The 14114-nt window shown below is 73.4% G+C and carries 15 protein-coding genes; 9 read left to right on the top strand and 6 right to left on the bottom strand.

Translation table 11 applies throughout. The annotated features are described in order from the left end of the window. Positions 1–258 precede the first annotated feature (258 nt). From ABD948_RS19410 to ABD948_RS19375, 8 genes are all read left to right on the top strand, one after another. Positions 259–1581 carry a TadA family conjugal transfer-associated ATPase gene (locus ABD948_RS19410; protein WP_345269904.1) on the top strand — a complete coding sequence of 441 codons (1323 nt, stop codon included), beginning with the start codon at positions 259–261 and terminating at the stop codon, positions 1579–1581. A 2-nt stretch (positions 1582–1583) separates the two neighbouring features. Continuing rightward, positions 1584–2453 (top strand): type II secretion system F family protein, encoded by an 870-nt coding sequence (locus tag ABD948_RS19405; protein ID WP_345269886.1) that lies wholly within the window; start codon positions 1584–1586, stop codon positions 2451–2453. Beyond that, positions 2450–3415 (top strand): type II secretion system F family protein, encoded by a 966-nt coding sequence (locus tag ABD948_RS19400; protein WP_345269870.1) that lies wholly within the window; start codon positions 2450–2452, stop codon positions 3413–3415. The genes ABD948_RS19405 and ABD948_RS19400 overlap by 4 nt, the downstream gene beginning before the upstream one ends. Before the next feature lie 29 nt (positions 3416–3444). Further along, on the top strand, positions 3445–3675 hold the full coding sequence (locus ABD948_RS19395; protein ID WP_345269866.1) for a hypothetical protein: 231 nt from the start codon (positions 3445–3447) through the stop codon (positions 3673–3675). Continuing rightward, entirely contained in the window at positions 3672–4079 is a 408-nt protein-coding gene (locus ABD948_RS19390) for a TadE/TadG family type IV pilus assembly protein (protein ID WP_345269859.1), read from the top strand. Before ABD948_RS19395 ends, ABD948_RS19390 begins: the two co-directional genes overlap by 4 nt. Continuing rightward, on the top strand, positions 4076–4522 hold the full coding sequence (locus tag ABD948_RS19385) for a hypothetical protein (RefSeq protein WP_345269849.1): 447 nt from the start codon (positions 4076–4078) through the stop codon (positions 4520–4522). Before ABD948_RS19390 ends, ABD948_RS19385 begins: the two co-directional genes overlap by 4 nt. Then, complete coding sequence (locus ABD948_RS19380) at positions 4519–4980, top strand: pilus assembly protein TadG-related protein (RefSeq protein ID WP_345269843.1); 462 nt, start codon at positions 4519–4521, stop codon at positions 4978–4980. Before ABD948_RS19385 ends, ABD948_RS19380 begins: the two co-directional genes overlap by 4 nt. A 246-nt stretch (positions 4981–5226) precedes the next feature. After that, positions 5227–5805, top strand: coding sequence for a TMEM165/GDT1 family protein (locus ABD948_RS19375; protein ID WP_345269830.1), 579 nt, complete (start codon positions 5227–5229; stop codon positions 5803–5805). 31 nt (positions 5806–5836) lie between these two features. On the opposite strand, the gene opgC is transcribed toward ABD948_RS19375, so the two are convergent. The 5 genes from opgC to ABD948_RS19350 are packed head-to-tail and all read right to left on the bottom strand — an operon-like array spanning position 5837 to position 12326. After that, on the bottom strand, positions 5837–8323 hold the full coding sequence (gene opgC / locus ABD948_RS19370) for an OpgC domain-containing protein (protein ID WP_345269821.1): 2487 nt from the start codon (positions 8321–8323) through the stop codon (positions 5837–5839). After that, the gene (locus ABD948_RS19365) at positions 8320–8757 is read right to left on the bottom strand and encodes an ATP-binding protein (RefSeq protein WP_345269808.1); all 438 of its coding nucleotides are present in this window, start codon (positions 8755–8757) and stop codon (positions 8320–8322) included. Before ABD948_RS19365 ends, opgC begins: the two co-directional genes overlap by 4 nt. Then, positions 8750–9085, bottom strand: a complete 336-nt coding sequence (locus ABD948_RS19360; protein WP_345269796.1) for an STAS domain-containing protein — start codon at positions 9083–9085, stop codon at positions 8750–8752. The genes ABD948_RS19365 and ABD948_RS19360 overlap by 8 nt, the downstream gene beginning before the upstream one ends. After that, the gene (locus tag ABD948_RS19355) at positions 9082–11109 is read right to left on the bottom strand and encodes a glycosyltransferase (protein WP_345269787.1); all 2028 of its coding nucleotides are present in this window, start codon (positions 11107–11109) and stop codon (positions 9082–9084) included. The genes ABD948_RS19360 and ABD948_RS19355 overlap by 4 nt, the downstream gene beginning before the upstream one ends. Then, entirely contained in the window at positions 11106–12326 is a 1221-nt protein-coding gene (locus ABD948_RS19350) for a PP2C family protein-serine/threonine phosphatase (RefSeq protein ID WP_345269781.1), read from the bottom strand. The genes ABD948_RS19355 and ABD948_RS19350 overlap by 4 nt, the downstream gene beginning before the upstream one ends. Before the next feature lie 73 nt (positions 12327–12399). Between ABD948_RS19350 and ABD948_RS19345 the strand changes: the two genes are divergently transcribed. Beyond that, positions 12400–13152, top strand: coding sequence for a response regulator transcription factor (locus ABD948_RS19345; protein WP_345269775.1), 753 nt, complete (start codon positions 12400–12402; stop codon positions 13150–13152). Positions 13153–13170: 18 nt separating this feature from the next. On the opposite strand, the gene bla is transcribed toward ABD948_RS19345, so the two are convergent. Further along, on the bottom strand, positions 13171–14112 hold the full coding sequence (bla, locus tag ABD948_RS19340; RefSeq protein WP_345269768.1) for a class A beta-lactamase: 942 nt from the start codon (positions 14110–14112) through the stop codon (positions 13171–13173). Positions 14113–14114 lie beyond the last annotated feature (2 nt).

Genomic DNA, 14114 nt, shown 5'->3' with positions numbered 1-14114 from the left:
CGAAGACTAGGTAGCGCGTCACCGCTGCGGAGCGGAACCGGACAATCGGCAGTACGAAGTGACGAAGCCGCGCTGCGCGCCACGGAGTGCCGTGTGCGCCGGCCGTCGGTGTGACTGCGGTGAACGCAGGGGCGCATGAGACGAGACGTGACGAAAGTTGTCCACAGGCTGCGTCCACGCACTGGACCGGCCGAGCACCAACTCCGTATTTTCGACGAGTTCATCTGGTTCACCTCGATCTCGGGAGAGGTTCACCGCATGGGGATGACGCCCCTACCCACGCGCCCGCGGCCGCTGATGCCGCCGGGTGCGCACCTGCCCGGCCAGGGATCGGCGCTGGTCGACCTGCTGGACGAGTCGGTGCGCGCGATCGTGCGGCGCGAGGGAGTCGACCCGCAGCGCGACGCCGCCACGGTGCGCCGGATCGCCGAGGGCGTCGTGCGCGAGCACGACGAGCGCAGCCTGACCGGCCAGGTGGCGCCGGTCGGCGACGTGGACCGGGTGGTGGGCGAGCTGGTCGCCCGGGTGTCGGGCTTCGGGCCGCTGCAGCCGTTGCTGGACGACCCGAGCGTGGAGGAGATCTGGATCAACGACCCGAGCCGGGTGTTCGTGGCGCGGCACGGGCGTCACGAGCTGACCAACCTGGTGCTCACCCAGGCGCAGGTCACCGAGCTGGTCGAGCGGATGCTGAAGAGCAGTGGTCGGCGCATCGATCTCTCCCACCCCTTCGTGGACGCCATGCTGCCCGAGGGACACCGGCTGCACGTGGTGCTCGAGGGCATCAGCCGCGGCTTCAGTGCCGTCAACATCCGCAAGTTCGTGCTGCGCGCGGCGCGGCTCTCCGACCTGGTCGAGCTCGGGAGCCTGACGCAGCGGGCGGCGACCTTCCTCGAGGCGTCCGTGCGGGCCGGTCTCAACATCCTGGTGGCCGGAGCGACGCAGGCGGGGAAGACCACGATGCTGAACTGCCTGGCGGCCGCGATCCCGGGCGGTGAGCGGGTGGTCAGCGCGGAGGAGGTGTGGGAGCTCCGTTTCCCCCACCCTGACTGGGTTCCGCTGCAGACGCGGCAGGCCGGGCTCGAGGGCACCGGAGAGGTGCGGCTGCGCCACCTGGTCAAGGAGGCGCTGCGCATGCGCCCCAACCGGGTGATCGTGGGTGAGGTGCGGGCCGAGGAGTGCCTGGACCTGCTCCTCGCCCTGAACTCCGGGCTGCCGGGCATGTGCACCCTGCACGCCAACTCGGCCCGCGAGGCGCTCACCAAGGTCTGCACCCTGCCCCTGCTGGCGGGTGAGAACATCTCCAGCCGCTTCGTCGTCCCCACGGTGGCCTCGGCCGTCGACCTCGTGGTGCACCTGGGCGTGGATGCGCACGGAGTGCGGCGGGTCAACGAGGTCGTCGGGGTGCCGGGCCGGGTGGAGAACGACGTGATCGAGACCGAGACGATCTTCACCCGGCGTGCCGAACCCGGCTCGTCCTCGTCCAGCACCGACCTGCGCCGCGGGCATGGGATGCCGCCGCGCCTCGAGCTCTTCGAGCGAGCGGGCATCGACGTGCACGGGCTGCTGGTCCGGGGGAGCTGAGCATGGGCGCAGTCGTCGGGCTCGGAGTCGGCATCGGGTTGATGCTGATCTGGTCCGCGTTCGCCCTGCCGCGGCACGCGGCGGCCACGGGGCAACCGCGGGACGGCCGGTTGGTCCGTCTGCTGGCGACCGCCGGCTCCCCGGGGGTGACGCCGACCGGGTTCCTCGGGCTCTGTGCCGCCAGCGGGGTCGGCGCCGGTTTGGTGGTGCTGGTCCTCACGCAGACGCCGCCCATCGCGCTCGTGATGGGCGCGATGGCCGGCTACCTGCCGGTGGGGGTGATGCAGGGAAGGGCTCGACGGCGTCGCCGTGAGCTGGCGGAGGTGTGGCCCGAGGCCGTGGACAACCTCGCCTCGGCGGTGAGAGCGGGGCTCTCCCTCCCCGATGCGCTGGCAGGCCTGGCCGTGCGGGGCCCTGCACCGCTGCGCGCCTCCTTCGAAGCGTTCGCACTCGACTACCAGGCGACGGGCCGCTTCTCCGACTGCCTGGACCGACTCAAGGACCGCCTGGCAGATCCGACCGGGGACCGGGTGGTGGAAGGACTCCGCGTCGCGCGCGAGGTGGGTGGGGGCGACCTGGGACGCCTGCTGCGCAACCTCTCGGGCTACCTGCGCGACGACCTGCGTACCCGCTCGGAGCTGGAGTCACGGCAGGCCTGGGCGGTCAACGGGGCTCGTCTCGCCGTCGCAGCGCCGTGGGTGGTTCTCCTTCTCATGAGCGGTCGGCAGGACGTGATCGGCCGTTACCGGTCCGTCACGGGTGTGGTGATCCTGCTGATCGGCGCTGCGGCCTGTCTCGGCGCGTACCGCCTGATGATGCGCCTGGGGCGGCTGCCGACCGAGAAGCGGGTGTTCGCCGGGGTGCGCTCGTGACACCCGGGGCGTGGGGGGCCGTCCTCGGCGCGCTCGCAGGCATCGGGGTGCTCCTGGTGGTGGCCCGGGTGCAGGCGATCCGGCGCCCGCAGCTGCTCGTGCGCGTGCTGCCCTACGTGCGGGACCTGCCGCCTGTGGGGCGCGCGCCCGGCCTGAGGCTCCCCTCGACGGCGAGGTCCGGCGCCTCGGCCGGGATGTTGCCGGGTGCGCTCGGCGCCGTCGTGGAGCCGGTCCTCGACCGCCTCGCCGCCGGGGTGGAGCAGGTGCTGGGCGGCGCCGCCTCGGTGCAGCGCCGGTTGGACCGCGCCGCCGACCCGCGCGCCGTCGCCGAGTTCCGGGTCGAGCAGGTGCTGTGGGGCCTGGCGGCCTTTGCGCTCACCGCCGCGCTCGGCGTGCTCCGGTCGCTGACGGCCGCGGGGTCGCCGGCCCTGTGGCTGCTGCTCTGTCTCACCGCGTTCGCGCTGGGCGTGATCTGGCGAGACCAGCAGCTGACCCGCCGCGTGCGCGACCGCGAGCGCCGGATCTCGATGGAGTTCCCCGCGGTCGCCGAGCTGCTCGCACTCGCCGTCGCCGCGGGCGAGAGCCCGGTGGCTGCGCTCGACCGGGTGGTGCGCAGCAGCGGGGGCGAGCTCTCGCGCGACCTGGCGCGCGTCCTGGCCGAGATCCGGACCGGCGAGCCCGTCGGCGCGGCCTTCGACCGGATGGCGGCGGCCACCGGCTTGCCGCTGGTCGCGCGCTTCGCACAGGGGATCGCGGTCGCCATCGAGCGGGGCACCCCGCTTGCCGACGTGCTGCACGCGCAGGCCGGCGACGTGCGCGAGGCCGGTCGCCGCGAGCTGATCGAGGTCGCCGCGCGTCGCGAGGTCCTGATGATGGTCCCGGTCGTCTTCCTGGTCCTCCCCGTGACCGTGCTCTTCGTCTTCTGGCCCGGCTTCGTGGGCCTGTCGCTGACCACCGGCTAGTGGTCGGCTCTCGGAAAGGAACAGTGATGATGACGATGATCCTCCGCCTGCACGAGGTGGCGCTGCGCTGGGTGCTGGTGTCGCTGCCGGCCCTGCTCGGTTCGATCGCTCGTGTGCGCCGGCGACGCGACGAGCGGGGTGACGTGCCCGGCTGGGTGTTCGTCGCGGTGATGTCGGTCGGGCTGGTGACGGCGATCGGGGCGATCGCGGGCGACGAGCTGCAGCGGATGCTGCGGCAGGCGCTCCGCTCGGTCGGGTGACCCTGCCCCGACACCGCCGACGACGGCGGTACCGCGACGACCGGGGGTCGGCCGTCGTCGACTTCGTGCTCGTGCTGACCCTGCTGGTGCCGCTGGTGCTGGGCATCGTCCAGGTCGGTCTCGTGCTGCTGGTACGCAACACGCTGGCCTCGGCCGCCTCCGAGGGTGCTCGTGTGGCGGCCACGGTGGACGCCGGTCCGGCCGACGGCGTCGCCACCACCCGCGAGCAGATCTCGGGTGCCCTGGCCGACCGCTTCGCGCGCGAGGTGGTCGCGCGTCCGACCTCGGTCGGCGGCGCCCCCGGGGTCGCGGTGACGGTGCGCGCGGAGGTGCCGGCGCTGGGTCTGCTGGGACCGGCGGTGCCGGTGGAGGTGACCGGGCGCGCGGTGGAGGAGCAGCCGTGAACACCCGGGCGCGCGACGAGGCCGGCACCGCGATCGTGGAGTTCGTCTGGCTGGGGTTGCTCCTGCTCGTGCCGCTGCTGTGGATCGTGCTCACCGTCTTCGAGGTGCAGCGTGGCGCCTTCGGCGTCAGCGGCGCCGCCCGGGCCGCGGCCCGCGCCTACGCGCTGGCACCCGACGACGGTCAGGGGGAGCAGCGGGCCCGCGCGGCGGCGCGGCAGGTGCTGCTCGACCAGGGCCTGCCCGACGACGTGCCACTGCAGGTGCGGGTCAGCTGCCGGACGCCGGGCAGCAGCTGCCACAGCGGCGGCGCCGTCATCACGGTGCGGGTCGACTCGCGGGTGGACCTGCCGCTGGTGCCCGACCTGCTCGGCGGGCCCCCGCCGGGCGTGGCGCTGGACGCCTCGCACACCGTGCCGATCGGTCAGTTCCAGGAGGTCCAGTGATCGAGCGTGGTCGAGCCGACGAGCGCGGCACGGTGACGCCGATGATCATCGGGTTCGCGTTCGTGGTGCTGCTGCTGGTCGCGACGGTCGTCGACGTCTCGGCCGCCTACCTGCACCGCCAGCAGCTCGACACCCTGGCGGACGGCGCCGCGCTGTACGGCGCCGACGGGGGAGTCGCGAGCCGCGCCCTGTACACCGACGGCGTCACCGACTCCCGACTCGACCTCGCCCCCGCGCAGGCGCGCGCCGCGGTCGAGGAGTACCTGCAGCGGGTCGGTGCGCGGCAGCGGTTCCCCGGCCTGCAGGTCCAGGTCAGCCTCGCTCAGGGCAGCGAGCGGCTCGAGGTGCGGGTGTCCTCCCCGGTCGACCTGCCGCTCACCGTGCCCGGCGCGCCGAGCTCGCCGCGCATCGTGGCCACAGGCGGCGCCGTCGTCGACCCGGACCCGGACCAGGGGTGAGCCCCGACCCGAATGCGGCGCCGTCCCGGCCCATGGGCTAAGGTCGTCGGCTGAAAGGGAGTAGTCCCCAATCGCTGCGTCGACACACTGGCCCTCGGGCCCGGTGCAGCGGGCCCCCAGGGCGGACGAGACTTTCGACCGGATGCACCTGTGCAAGCAACACGCAGACGTGCCTGGTCGAAGGCACGTCCCCGGGAGCAGCCAGGCCCGGAGAGTCCTCCGGCCGGGCCTGAGAGGACACACACCATGGAAGCCTTCCTGATCAGCACGGCCGTGATCTTCGTGGCCGAGCTGGGCGACAAGTCGCAGCTGATGGCGATGACGTTCGCCGCCCGCTATCGGGCCCGCGACGTGATCATCGGCATCACCGTCGCCACCGCGATCGTCCACCTGGCCTCGGTAGGCATCGGCTACTGGGTGGGCGACACGTTCGCCGACTACCAGGGCGCGATCGCGATCGTCGCCGGAGTCGCGTTCCTGGCCTTCGCGGCGTGGACCCTGCGCGGCGACGAGCTCACCGAGGAGGAGGCCGAGAAGGCTCGCAAGAGCCAGGGCGCGGCCATCCTCGCCGTCGGCATCGCCTTCTTCCTCGCCGAGCTGGGCGACAAGACGATGCTCGCCACCATCACCCTGGCCACCCGCGAGGGCTGGTTCGGCACCTGGATCGGCAGCACCGTGGGCATGGTGGCCGCCGACGCGCTCGCCATCGCCGTGGGTGCCCTGCTGGGCAAGCAGCTGCCCGAGAAGGCGATCAAGTACGGCGCGGCCGCGGCGTTCGTGGTCTTCGGCGTGATCCTGTTGGTCGAGGGGCTGATGAACGTCTGACGCGACGTGGCCGCGACGCGGCGACGGGTGCTCAGCGGGGGATGACCTTGAAGAGCACCCGGCGCCGCACCATCGCCCAGATGGCGAGCACCACGACGGTGTGCACGAGCGTGCCCACCCAGAAGTCCTCCACCGGCAGCCAGGGCAGCGCGGCCAGGCTGGCGACCGCGACGACGAAGAAGACGTGGACGACGAACACGTAGAGGCTGTTGGACCCCAGCGGTGTCCAGAACCAGCCGACCAGCCGGTCCACCGGCTTCCAGCAGGTGGTGAGCACGGCGTAGGCCACCACCAGCAGCACGGCGAGGTCCAGCAGGCGTCCCGGGCGCAGGAAGACCCGGGTGTAGGCGTTGTCGTAGAGCCAGCCGTAGGTCTCCGGCGGCACGACCAGCGGGTCGATCCCGGTGCGGTGCGCGATCCACAGCCAGCCCAGGAACGTCGCGTAGCCCACGACGACGACGCCGACGGCGAGCACGCCGGTGCGGGTGGTGAGCGCGCGGACGATCCGCTGGCGGTAGTGCCCGATCACCAGGCCGTGCAGGAAGGGCAGCTGCCACAGCAGCAGCGGGAAGACGTACTCGAACTGCGAGGGCAACGGGTGCCAGCCCGTCGTGGCCCCGACCGCGTAGGCCGTCCAGGAGCCGGCGAGCAGCAGCCACCACGCGCCGCGGCGGATCAGCCACATGGCGAGCGGCACGAGCAGGCTGAGCACCACGAAGAGGCCCATGATGTTGAAGACCCACGGGCCGATCTCGAGCAGCAGCAGCTGGCGGACGGCGTACCAGGGCGGCGGGTAGTCCAGCAGCCGCGCGAGGTTGGGGTAGAGGTCGTAGACCTGGCCGGCGACCTCGGTGCCGTTCTCGCCGGTGCCGCGGTCGGTGAAGGTGGTGACCGCCTCGCTCGTCACGCCCGGCACGAGCCCGAGGAGCGGGACGAGGAGCACCACCACCAGCGCGGTCACGTACAGCTTGCGGGCCCGCCGCCAGGCGGTGACGGCGGCGCCCCACTCGCCGAGTCGCCGCACCGTCGGGGCGTAGACCATGCCCAGCACGAGTCCCGAGAGCAGCACGAACATCTCCGCGCCGGTGATGGCGCCGACCGCGTTGAGGGTCACGTAGGACCAGGCGCCGCCCACCTCGATGTGGGTCACGACGACGGCGATGATGATCCAGCCGCGGAACAGGTCGAGCCGGTCGTCGCGCGACCCCTGCGGCTCGTAGCGCCACTGAGGTCGCACCCGGCCGACCACCCCGGCGAGCAGGTACAGGACGCCGAGGAGCACCACGCACAGCACGAGCCAGCCCATCTCGGCGCCGACGTCGCCGGCGGGGCGGCCGGGGGCGACGTCGCGCCCCTGCGCGGTCGCCTCCGCGGAGGACTCCTGGTCGATGACGCGGCTCACCGGGTCGAGGTCGAGCGGCGCCGCCTCGAGGTCGGCCCGGAACGCGTCGGCGACGCCGTCGGGCTCGGTGACGCTCCAGCGCACCAGGTCGTCGTCGGCCTCCGCCTCGGAGCGGGTCAGCTCGAGCCAGCTGATCGCCCGGATCGCCGGCCGCTCCTCGACCGCGGCGAACACCTGGCGCCACCAGGCCTGCTTGATGGCCAGCTCGCCCGGGCCGGCGTCGGCCTCGGTGTTGAACAGCGCGCCGGTCTCGACCAGCATCGGGAGGTCCCGGCGCTCGGCGAAGCGCTCGTAGAACGACGACCGCGGGGCGTCGTCGCCGTAGCCCAGCGTCTCGTCCAGGCGTGCCTCGAGCTCACCCGGCTCCGGCAGCGTGTTGTCACCGAACGCGGGGTCGTCGCTCGACGCGGCGTCGTCGCCGAAGCGGTAGAGCGAGAGCCCCACCCAGTCGACGGCCGCACCGCCGGGCCAGTACGGGCCGTAGGGGTCGGCGAGGTCCAGGTCGGCGGCCCGCGGACCCGCGGCGTCCACCTCACCGAAGGCCTCGCCGAACGGGTAGCCCGCGCCGTAGGCCGGCGACCAGACGGTGGCGACCCGCTCGGTGCCGTCGTGCACGACCTCGGCGACCTCGCGGAACGCGCGCACGTACTGCTCCGGCTGCTGGCCCCAGGTCACCCAGGAACCGTTCATCTCGGGGGCGAAGCGCAGCAGCACCACCGCGTCGCGCTCCCGCTCGAGGTCGGCGAGCACCTCGCGCAACCTGCGGGCGTCGGCGGCGTCGAGGTCCGCGAGGGCCACCTGCGGCTCGAGCGAGACCACCGCGGCCGCGCCCTGCGACGTCGCCTGCTCCACGAACTGGCGCAGGAACCCGACGTCCTCGCCCTCCAGCGGGTAGTGCACGCGCTGCGCGTACAGCGAGGGCGCCTCGCCGAGGCGGTCGGCGTAGGCGGTCGCGGTGTCGGTCGTCCAGTCGAGGCCTGGCCCGAACCACGGCTCGCCGGCCGGCGGTGGGGGGACCGTGGAGTCGTCGTCGGCGGCTGCTGCCGGTACCAGCGGCGCCGCCAGCGCGAGCAGGCCGACCAGGCCGACCAGGACCGCCAGCAGGCGGCGGGTCACCCGTCGGTCCGCCGGCACGCGAGTCGCCAGACGTTGAGCCCCTCGCGGTGCTCGTGGGTCAGCTCGTCCAAGGTGGCCAGCGCCATCGCCAGGCCGCGACCCGACTCCGCGTCGTCCCCGGGGAGCGTCACCTCGCTCAGGTCCACCGCCGCGGGCACGCCGTTGTCGCGCAGCTCGGCACGCAGCGCGTCGGCGCCCACGTCGACGACGAGCGTGAACTCCCGGCCGGGTTGGTCGGCGTCGAAGGAGTGCTCGATGACGTTGGCGGTGATCTCGACCAGGCCGGTCTCGAAGCGCATCGCCAGCACGGGGTCCACCCCCTGCTGCTCCCACAGCCGTGCCAGCGCGTCCTGGACGACGTCGAGCGACGCGGGCTCGGCCGGGATGGTCAGGCGGATCGCGCCCGACGCGCCGCCCGCGTCGCCCTCAGACATCGAACGCGTCCTCGACCGACTCCCGCGGACGCAGGACCCGGTCGAGGTTGGTGAGCTTCAGGACGGTGGTCACCGCCTCGGTGGGGCGCGCGATCCGCAGGTCGCCCCCCGCCTGCCGGGTCGTCTTCACCCCGGCGATGAGCGCCCCCAGCCCGGAGGAGTCGAGGAAGGTGGTGCCCGCCAGGTCGACCACGATCCTGGCCGTGCCGGCCGTGACGAGGCCGTCGATGGCCTCCCGCAGCTGCTTGGCGCTCACCATCGTGAGCCGGCCGCGCGGGGCGATGACGCCGACGCCGCGGGGGTCGGTGGAGACGTCGAGCTCGATCATGTGCGGCCTTCCTGACGGGGGGAGGGGAGGGGGGTGGTGAGGTGGTCGGGGAGGGTGGCGGTCTCGGCGCCGGGGCCGCGGTAGCGCACGGCGCGAGGGACGATCGAGAGCACGGCGAGCGAGAACAGCACCCAGAACATGTTGAGCAGCGAGCCGCCCCAGCTGGCCTGGCCGACGGCGAGTCGGACGGCGCCGACGACGATGGCCGCGACGAGCAGCCCCATCGCCACGAGCTGCGGGCGGACCAGGTCCCAGCGGTCTGCGGAGTCCTCGCGCGCGGTCTTCGGCGTGACGGCGAAGTCCAGGTCGCGCTTGAGGAAGACGTTGCCGGCCGCCGAGGTGACGGACTTGATCCAGGTGGGGAACAGCGCCAGCGAGTACTGCTGGCCGCGCCAGGTCGGGCGCCCGCCGGCGACGAGCCAGAACAGCACCTGGTTGAGCACCAGGAACGGCACCAGCCGGATGAAGAAGTCGGTGCTCAGCGCCTGCACCGGCAGCACCCCGATCATCAGGTAGATCACGGGTGCGGCGAGGTAGACGACGGCGGTGAAGCCCGAGAGGTAGCTCCACATGGTGGCGAGGTACATCAGCCGCTGCGGCAGGTCGAGACCCCGCTGCACGACCGGGTTCTCGCGGAGCATCACCTGGACGGTGCCCTGCGCCCAGCGCAGCCGCTGGGTCAGCATCGTCTCCAGGTCCTCGGGCGCGAGCCCGTAGGCCAGCACCTCGTCGTGGTACACCGACCGCCAGCCCAGCCCGTGCAGACGCATGCACGTGGCCATGTCCTCGGTCACCGAGATCGTCGCCAGCGGCATGATCGGCTGCGCCTCGCCGGCGCGGCCGACGTCGACGGCGTCGATGAGCGCCCGCACGGTCTCGACCGCGCCCAGCGGCGACCACTGCCGGTGCGCCATCCGGTCCAGCGTGTCGGTGCCGACCACGGCCAGGGTCTCGGCCGGGTCGTCGGCGAGCGCCTCGATCTGCGCGATGACGTCGAGGTCGGCCTGGAGGGCGGTGAGGTCGGCCTGCACCAGCGTGCGGTGCACGTCGTCGATGCGGCGCTGGAAGCGGTAGGTGACGTCGAAGAGCGCCTGCCCGCGGTCGAGGTCGCGGCGGGCACGCTTGACGTCGTGCTCGACGGCGTCGAGGGCGGCGCGCACCGACTCCTCGCCGGGGCCGAGCGCGGCGCGGGCCTCCCGGATCACCGTCCGGGAGGTGCGCAGCGCCTTGCGCACGCCCTCCTGCACCTCGCGGGCGTAGCGGGTCAGGCCCAGCTGCATCAGCGCCTCGCGGCGGATGATCGCGTTGGACCCGCAGAAGAAGGCGGCGTTCCACCCGTCCTTGCCCTGCTGGATCGGACCGTAGAACAGCGGCGCCTGGCTGCCGAGCGGGTCGGACTCGGGGACGTTGGTGAAGTACTGCGGGGTCTGCACGAGCGCGACCTGCTCGTCGAGGAAGTAGCCCAGCGTGCGGTCGAGGATCTGCGGCGCGGGGATCTGGTCGGCGTCGAGGATGAGGAGGAACTCGCCGTCGGTGGCGAGCAGCGCGTTGTTCAGGTTGCCCGCCTTGGCGTGCCGCGGCATGCCGACCCAGTCAGGGGAGCGCGTGATGACGCCGATCCCCTCGGCCTCGGCCAGCTCGCGCAGCTCGGCTCGGTTGCCGTCGTCGAGCACCCAGGTGCGGTGCGGGTACTCGATGGCGAGGGCCGCGCGCGCGGTCGTCATCACCAGGTCGAGGGGCTCGTTGTAGGTCGTGATGAACACGTCGACAGTCAGGTCGCGCGGCGGCGGGGGAGGCGGCTCGCGGTCGCGCAGCCGCCACGCCGTGAGGCCGTAGAGCAGCGAGTCGACCAGGCTGTAGGTCTCGGCGAGCACCAGCGGGAGGCCGATCCACCAGGCGTCCCAGTTCACGGAGAACAGCCAGCGCCAGGCCACGTAGTTGATCCCCAGCAGCGCGGTCACGGTGACGACGACGCGGATCAGGGCCCGGCGCCGCGGCGTCAGGGGCTGGGGGGAACGCCTCATGCGGCGCCCTGGTCGGCCGGGCCGGGCCCGCCGCGGAAGGCGGCGAGCACCGTGACGTCGTCGGTCGGCACGCCGCGCGCCACCCGGCCGCGCACGTGGTCGATCAGCGCGTCGACGTCGTCGGCGCGTCGCACCCACTGCCCCACCTCGACCCACCAGTCGCTGCGCCCCGGCTCGTCGAGCACGTCGAGGACGCCGTCGCTGACCAGCACGAGCCGGTCGCCGGCTCCGAGCTCCGTCTCGCGCTCCTCCCAGTGGTCGTCGGCCAGCACGCCCATCGGCAGTCCGGTGCCGCCGAGGCGCTCGACGCCGCCGGCCGACCGGACGACGAGACCCAGGCCGAGCCCGACGTCCACCACCCGGGTGCTGCCGTCCTCGAGGTCGATCACCGCCTGCATGAGCGTGACGAACGACTGCGCACGCTCGAGGTCCTCGGCCATCGCGCGGGCGATCTGGGTGGTGCTGACGCCGAGGTCGACGCCGGCCACCACCGCGCGCCGGGCGCCCCGCACGGCCGAGCGCACGCTCGCGCCGAGCAGCGCCGCGCCGGTGCCCTTGCCCATGACGTCGCCGAGGACGAGGTCGGCGGTGTCGTGGAGCACCTCGTGGTCGAAGAAGTCCCCGCCCACGGCGGCGCTGGGCAGGCACATCCCGCCGATGTCCCAGCCGGCGGCCAGGACGCCCGTGCTGGGCAGCATCGAGGTCTGCACCCGGCGTGCGGCCGCCATCTCGCTGGCGGAGGTCAGCTCGCTCTCGGCCCAGTGCCGCAGGTCGAGCAGCGCCGCCCGGTCCTCGTCGGTGAAGGCACGGGGCCGCTGGTCGAAGACGCACAGCACCCCCACCACGTTGTGGGCCGCGTCGCGCAGGGGCACCCCGGCGTAGGCCCGCACCGCGCCGGAGGTGACCAGCTGCAGCCCGTCGAAGCGCGTGTCGGCGGCTGCGTCCTCGACGGCCAGCAGGTCCTCGCCGCGCACCGTGGTCTGGCAGAACGTCTCCTCCGCCGGGGCCTGGTCGGGGGTTCCGGCGGGGGCGCACGCGGTCGACGGGAGCCGCACGACGTCGCCGTCGAGGACCGTCACCGCCGCCCAGTCGGCGCCGACCAGGCGCACGGCCGTGCGCGTGACCCGGTCGAGCCGCTCGCGCCGCTGCGCGGAGGCCAGATCGAGGGCTTCGACGGCACGCTGACGCACGCGGTCGAGGGGGGGACCCGAATCCACCGGACCGATACTGCCAAAGGCATCCGGGTCCCGTCACCCACCGGGGGGTGACGGATGTCGATAACCTCGCTGCATGGAGGGTTCCGGGGAGGGTGCGGAGACGAAGCGGGTGCTGGTGGTCGACGACGATCCCGACCTGCGGGCGTTGATCGAGCTCGTACTGGCCGACGAGGGGCTCGCCGTCTCGACGGCGACGACCGGTCGGGAGGCGATCGAGGCCGTCCGGCGCGAGGAGCCCGACCTGGTGACCCTCGACCTCTCGCTGCCCGACACCGACGGCACCGAGGTGTGCCGCGAGCTGCGCACCTTCAGCGACGTCTACGTCGTCATGGTGACCGGACGCGACCAGGAGTCCGACCGGCTCGCAGGGCTCGAGATCGGTGCCGACGACTACCTGGTGAAGCCGTTCTCGCCGCGCGAGCTGCGCGCCCGCGTCAAGGCGCTGCTGCGGCGGCCTCGCCAGAGCACGGCGTCGGCGGCGACGGTCGCCGCGGCTCCCGCGGCCCAGGCCGTGCCGCTCGAGCCCGGCGGGGGCCTGGTGATCGTCCCCACCGGCCGCGTCGTCCTGCTCGACGGCCACGTGGTCCCGCTGACGCCGGCCGAGGTCGACGTCGTCGCCGTCCTCGCCAGCGAGCCCGGACGGGTCTGGGAGCGCGGGGAGCTGGCCCGTCAGGTCTGGAACACGCAGTTCGTCGAGTCCGACTACGTCGTCGACCTGCACGTGGCCGGCGCCCGCCGCAAGCTGCGCAAGGCGGCGGGCACCGGGTCGCGGGAGTGGATCCGCACCGTCGCCGGGTCCGGCTACGTCTTCGACGTCGCCTCCTGACCGCGACCCAGCGCGACCTCACCCGGCCTGCAGCGCCCTGACGGCGATCCGGGTGGCCGCCGCGACCAGTGCGTCGTCGGTGGCCGCCCCGGGGGAGTCGTGGGTGGTGAGCACTGCCAGCAGGATCGGCGCCCGGCCCGGCGGGCGCAGCACCGCGACGTCGTTGCGGGTGCCGTAGGCGGCCGAGCCGGTCTTGTCGCCCACACGCCAGCTGCGTGGCACCCCGGCGCGGATCAGTGCGTCGCCGGTCTCGGTGCGTCGCATGGTGTTCTCCAGCAGCCGGCGGTCCGGCCGGGGCAGCACGTCACCGAGCACGTAGTCGCCGAGGGCCGTGGCCAGCGCCTGCGGCGTGGTGGTGTCGCGGGGGTCGCCCGGCACTGCGGTGTTCAGCTCGGGCTCGCGGCGCACCACCTCGGTGGTGGCGTCGCCGACGTCGTCGACCAGCGCGGCGTCGAGCGCGGCGGGGCCCCCGACCAGGTCGAACAGCAGGTTGCCGGCGGTGTTGTCGCTGACCGTGATGGCGGCGTCGATGACCTGCCGCACCGTCAGTCCGTCCTCCACGTGCAGCTCGGTGACGGGGGAGTACTCCACCAGGTCGGCCTCGGTCCACCGCAGCCGCTGCGACAGCTCGGCGGTCGAGAGGTCCGAGAGCACTGCTCCGGCGGCCAGCGCCTTGATGGTCGAGGCGTAGGCGAAGCGCTCGTCGGCCCGGTAGGCCAGCTCGCGTCCCGTGCCGGTGTCGAGGGCGTAGACGCCGACGCGGGCGTCGCGCTCGCTCTCGAGCGCAGCGAGCCGCGCGGCGACGTCGACCCGGGCGGGCGGAGACGGCGGGGCGCTCGTCCCGGGGGCCGGCGCGGGCGAGGGCGTCGTGGAGGTCCGCTGCTGCTCGGCGCACGCGGCGCCGGAGGTACCGAGCAGGAGGGCGAGGGAGGCGGTCAGGGTGGCTGTCCGAGAGGTCATGG

The sequence above is a fragment of the Nocardioides nanhaiensis genome, assembly GCF_039542785.1.
Classification (GTDB): domain Bacteria; phylum Actinomycetota; class Actinomycetes; order Propionibacteriales; family Nocardioidaceae; genus Nocardioides; species Nocardioides nanhaiensis.
Note: the sequence above shows the minus strand (reverse complement) of the source record. Positions and strands in the feature narration are given on the sequence as shown.

Excerpts from the sequence above, each read along its gene's own strand:
- ABD948_RS19360 (WP_345269796.1), bottom strand. The coding sequence starts at position 9,085 with ATGATCGAGCTCGACGTCTCCACCGACCCCCGCGGCGTCGGCGTCATC.
- bla (WP_345269768.1), bottom strand. The coding sequence starts at position 14,112 with ATGACCTCTCGGACAGCCACCCTGACCGCCTCCCTCGCCCTCCTGCTC.
- ABD948_RS19405 (WP_345269886.1), top strand. The coding sequence starts at position 1,584 with ATGGGCGCAGTCGTCGGGCTCGGAGTCGGCATCGGGTTGATGCTGATC.
- ABD948_RS19375 (WP_345269830.1), top strand. The coding sequence starts at position 5,227 with ATGGAAGCCTTCCTGATCAGCACGGCCGTGATCTTCGTGGCCGAGCTG.
- ABD948_RS19410 (WP_345269904.1), top strand. The coding sequence starts at position 259 with ATGGGGATGACGCCCCTACCCACGCGCCCGCGGCCGCTGATGCCGCCG.
- ABD948_RS19365 (WP_345269808.1), bottom strand. The coding sequence starts at position 8,757 with ATGTCTGAGGGCGACGCGGGCGGCGCGTCGGGCGCGATCCGCCTGACC.
- ABD948_RS19395 (WP_345269866.1), top strand. The coding sequence starts at position 3,445 with ATGACGATGATCCTCCGCCTGCACGAGGTGGCGCTGCGCTGGGTGCTG.
- ABD948_RS19345 (WP_345269775.1), top strand. The coding sequence starts at position 12,400 with ATGGAGGGTTCCGGGGAGGGTGCGGAGACGAAGCGGGTGCTGGTGGTC.
- ABD948_RS19355 (WP_345269787.1), bottom strand. The coding sequence starts at position 11,109 with ATGAGGCGTTCCCCCCAGCCCCTGACGCCGCGGCGCCGGGCCCTGATC.